Origin of the sequence: Marivita sp., from assembly GCF_020055675.1 — a bacterium.
GTDB lineage: Bacteria > Pseudomonadota > Alphaproteobacteria > Rhodobacterales > Rhodobacteraceae > Marivita.
In genome coordinates this window covers 1-4,182 of sequence record NZ_JAIPUS010000064.1, presented here as the reverse complement: position 1 = coordinate 4,182, position 4,182 = coordinate 1, and the positions used below count along the sequence as shown (strand labels likewise).

At 63.6% G+C, this 4,182-nt stretch carries 4 protein-coding genes and 1 pseudogene; 1 reads left to right on the top strand and 4 read right to left on the bottom strand.

All coding sequences use genetic code 11. The features are described 5' to 3' along the window. Window positions 1–281: Hpt domain-containing protein (locus LCF59_RS17435; protein WP_292288892.1), on the top strand; the 281-nt coding region annotated here is incomplete at its 5' end. Window positions 282–366: 85 nt separating this feature from the next. On the opposite strand, the gene LCF59_RS17430 is transcribed toward LCF59_RS17435, so the two are convergent. From LCF59_RS17430 to LCF59_RS17415, 4 genes and pseudogenes are all read right to left on the bottom strand, one after another. Beyond that, entirely contained in the window at window positions 367–1,926 is a 1,560-nt protein-coding gene (locus tag LCF59_RS17430; protein ID WP_292288891.1) for an IS66 family transposase, read from the bottom strand. A gap of 56 nt (window positions 1,927–1,982) precedes the next feature. Continuing rightward, window positions 1,983–2,267: pseudogene (gene tnpB / locus LCF59_RS17425) on the bottom strand (IS66 family insertion sequence element accessory protein TnpB); the annotation flags it as partial. Window positions 2,268–2,377: 110 nt separating this feature from the next. Beyond that, a complete protein-coding gene (locus LCF59_RS17420) occupies window positions 2,378–3,391 on the bottom strand; it encodes a tyrosine-type recombinase/integrase (RefSeq protein ID WP_292288890.1) in 1,014 nt (337 codons plus the stop codon). Further along, the coding region (locus LCF59_RS17415; RefSeq protein WP_292288889.1) for a tyrosine-type recombinase/integrase at window positions 3,388–4,182 on the bottom strand (795 nt) is incomplete at its 5' end. The genes LCF59_RS17415 and LCF59_RS17420, both read right to left, overlap by 4 nt.

Genomic DNA, 4,182 nt, shown 5'->3' with positions numbered 1-4,182 from the left:
ATATCTCCGAAACCATGGAGCTCGACGAGCTTGAAGCCTGGTTGCAGGCCTGTCTCGATGAAATCAGGCAGGCTCTTGACGCCGCAGCGCGGGACAGGCCCGGCAGCATTCAGGCTGTGCACAAAGCTGCGGGAACGGCCGCATTCATCGGCTTGCCACGGCTTCAGTCCGCCCTGAACCAAATGGAGGCCGCGCAAGCGGACGCGGATCCGTTCGCCTCTGCACTGCTGGACGCCTCGGACGTCTTCCGGAAAATTCGCCTCGATCTCTCGGGCGTCTGAGCTGATGCCCTTTGCCCGGCCGCCTCCTTGGATGGGACGCGGGAGCCTGGCCGGTCGTAAGCGCTGTCTGAGCAGCACCGGGTTTTCAGCTTGACGACTGGAAATTCCAGGGCAGCAGGTCGTCGATGCGGGTTTTCGGATGACCTGCCGCAATCGCTTCGAGCGTTGATTTCAGATAGGCGAAGGGCTCCACCCCGTTGACCTTGCATGTTTCGATCAGTGAGGCGATGCGGCCCCAAGCGCGACCGCCTTCATCGTGGCCGGCGAATAACGCATTCTTGCGATTGAGAGCTATTGGGCGCACGAGATTTTCGACGCTGTTGGAGTCGATCTCGACGCGGCCGTCCGTCAGGAAGGTCTGCAAACCGTCCCAATGGCGGTGGATGTAGGCGAGCTTTTCGCCGAGGCGTGACTTGGCCGAGATGCGCAGGCGCTGCGCCTGCAACCAGTCTCCGAAGGCAGCGACCAGCGGGGCGGACCGGGCCCGGCGGGCGGACAGGCGCTGGCCGTTGGATGTTCCGCGGATGTCCTTTTCGACGGCGTAAATCTCGGCGATCCGGCGCAGGCCCTCGGCGGCGATCTCGGAGCCATCGCGGTCGAAGATCTCTTTGAGCTTGCGGCGGGCGTGGGCCCAGCAATGCGCAACGATGACGGGATCGCCGCCCTTTCGGGACGGCTTGGTCAGCCGGTTGTAGCCCGGGTAGCCGTCGATCTGGAGCGTGCCGTTGAAGCCTGTCAGGAACGTTTCGGCATGTTCGCCATGGCGCCCGGGGGCGTAGAAATAGACCACGCCGGGCGGGTCATCGCCACCCCATGATCGATCATCGCGGGCGAGAGCCCAGAGAAAGCCGGTTTTCGTGCGCCCGCGGCCAGGGTCCAGCACCGGGGCCGTGGTTTCATCCATGAACAGTTTGGTCGATGTTTTCAGATGCTCGGCCAGCCGGTCCACGACAGGGCGAAGATGGAAGGCCGCCACCCCGACCCAGTCGGCCAGCGTGGATCGATCGATGTCGACCCCGGAACGGGCCAGGATTTGCGACTGTCGGTATAACGGGAGGTGGTCGGCGTATTTCGACACCAACACGTGTGCGATGGCTCCTTCCGTGGGTAGCCCGCCCTCGATCAACCAAGGCGGGGTCGGCGCCTGGGTGATACCGTCAGTGCAGGCGCGGCAGGCGTATTTCGGGCGCACGGTCACGATCACACGGCACTGCGCCGGGACGATGTCGAGCCGCTCGTTGCGGTCCTCGCCGATCCTGTGCATCAACCCGCAGCCACAGGGGCACTCGAGACTGTCCGGCTCGATCACCTGCTCGATGCGAGGCAGCCCCTCGGGCAGATTGCCGCGATTACGCTTGGCGACCCGTTTGCGTTTGGGCTTTTTGTCGCCAGGGACCTGCTCCGATTTCTTCTCTTCGACCTCGGCAAGCGCAACCTCGAGATCCTCAAAGGCCAGTTGCCGATCGTCCCCGTTCAGTTTTTCAGACTTCTTGCCGTAGAGCGCATGGTGCAACTCGGCGATCAGATGTTCCTGACGCTGGTTGGTCTCCTCCAGTTCCGCCACACGGGCAGCCTGCGCCTCGAACGCAGCGCGGTATTCCGGCGGAAGAACAGACAGATCGAGCTCTTTGGCGGCGGCGGTCATGGCCAGATTTGTAGACCAAAATCAGAGCCATGACCGCTGCATTCGACGCCCCTGAGTCACTCCGCCGCAGCTGGTGAGCGGGTCTCCAAGGCCTTCACCTTGCGCCAGTCCAGACCAGAAAAAAGCGCTTCGAACTGCGCGTGGTTCAACGCCATCATCCCGTCCCTGATCGCGGGCCAGGTGAAGGTCGTGTCCTCCAGCCGCTTGTAGGCCATGACCAGACCGGTCCCATCCCAATAGAGCAGCTTCAACCGGTCCGCCCGTTTCGCTCGGAACACGAAAACCGTCCCGGTGAACGGATCCTTTCGGAGCACGGACTGCACCACGGCGGCGAGACCATCATGTCCCTTGCGGTTATGCTGAGCTCAGCATAACCGCAATTATGCCGAGTCCATGATTATGCAGAGTGTCTGGCAGCTTTTTAATTGCTGCCAGCACCTTAACGGCAATATCACTGCGCATATTTTCTTCTGTTTCGAACATCGTTTAGCATCGAGAGCAGCTTGTCGGGCGCTTTGAATCTGCCTGGTCGCAACACGGGCGGCTCCATGACTGCGAGGGCTTCAAGCTTTTCTGTTGGATCAGCGCGCAGGTAGATCTCGGTGCTCTGGAGGGTCGCGTGACCCAGCCAAAGAGAGACCTTCCGGATGTCGTGAGTGGCCGCGAGGGTGTGCATCGCGCAGGTGTGGCGCAGCACGTGCGGCGTGATGGGCCTGTCGCGCAAAGAGGGCTGCGTCGCGGCGGCGCGCTCTACGTGCTTGCGGAGAATATACGCGAAGCCCGACCGGGTCATCGGGGCACCAACATCATTGAGAAAGAGTTCAGGCGCAGAGGTTTTGGGGCGAATGTTGACCCAGGCCCGGATCGCGGTCGCCGTCTCTTTCCAAAGGGGCAGGACGCGTTCGCGCCGTCCCTTGCCCATTACGCGGATATCCCCCCAGTTCCGTTGGTCGACCTGATCGGACTTGAGCCCGATCAGCTCCGATACGCGCAGTCCGGCCGCGAAGGCGAGGTGTAGCATCGCCCTGTCCCGCGTTCCCGACGGTGTGCGCGGGTCGGGCGCGTCGAGAAGCGCCTTGATCTCGACGCGCGTCAAATGCGTGACGAGGGCCTCATCCACCTTCTTCATCGGGATCGCATGGATGCGGCCCGCTTGATCAAGGCAGTCCGGCAGCCGGTATTCAAGGAAGCGGAAGAAAGCATTGATCGCGGCCAGCCGCGCGTTGCGCGACCGCGCGCCATTTCCGCGCGCGGTCGTGAGGTGCTCGAGAAACGCAAGGACCAGCGTGGCATCGATTTCTTCCACGGTGAGGTCTGACGGCTTGGTGCGAAGGTGGCTGGCGGCGAAGACGACAAGGAGCTGGAAGCAGGTTGCGTAGGCCTCGCAGGTGTGCGGGCTGGCACCGCGATCCCGGGGAAGATGCTCACGGAGGAAGACGGCGAGGTGTTGGCCGAGAAGGGTCATGAGGCATCCCCCCGGTGCAGCGCTTCGCCAGCCTCGGCGATCCCGAACATCAGGGTCGGGGTGGCCTGCAGGTACCAGTAGGTGTCAGTGATATGGGCATGACCAAGATAGGTGCTCAACCCGGCCATGTGGCGGGCGACTGCCGCGCGGTCGGATCCACATTGCTGCAGCGAGCGCACGGCGAAGCTGTGCCTGAGATCGTGGATGCGCGGTCCCGGCTCGCCAGCGGCACCACGCAGGCCGACGGTGCGGGTCAGGCGAAGGAAGACCGTGATCACCGTGGAATAGGCAGGTCCCGTGCCGGCACTTGATCGGAAGACAGGATCGTCAGGGCGCCCCGGGAAGGTGCGGAGCCAGACGTCGAGCGCGCGGCGCGTGGTGGCGTGGATCGGCACGAGCCGGTTCTTGCGGAACTTCGTGGCAAGGATGATGAGGCCATCCTCACCAACGTCGCGCACGCGCAGTGCCAGCGCCTCGGAGATGCGCAGCCCCGTCGCGGCGAGCAAGCCGAAGAGCGTTCGGTACATCAGGGGACGGATCGCGCCGGGCTGTCCGAGCAGAGCAGTCGCGCTCATCAACTGCGCGATCTCGTCGGCGGTCCAGATGTGCGGCAGGACGCGGGCGTGCCGATCCGTTCCGAATACATCGGTCGCCGGAAGCTCGTGCCGTGTGTCCTCTGCATGCATGGCGAGTGCGAAGCGGCGCACGGTCAGCAGGCGGTTGCGTCGTTGCGCCGGCGAGGGTGCCTCGCTGGCCCATGCGATCGTGCGGGCGGCCAATACGACACTGTC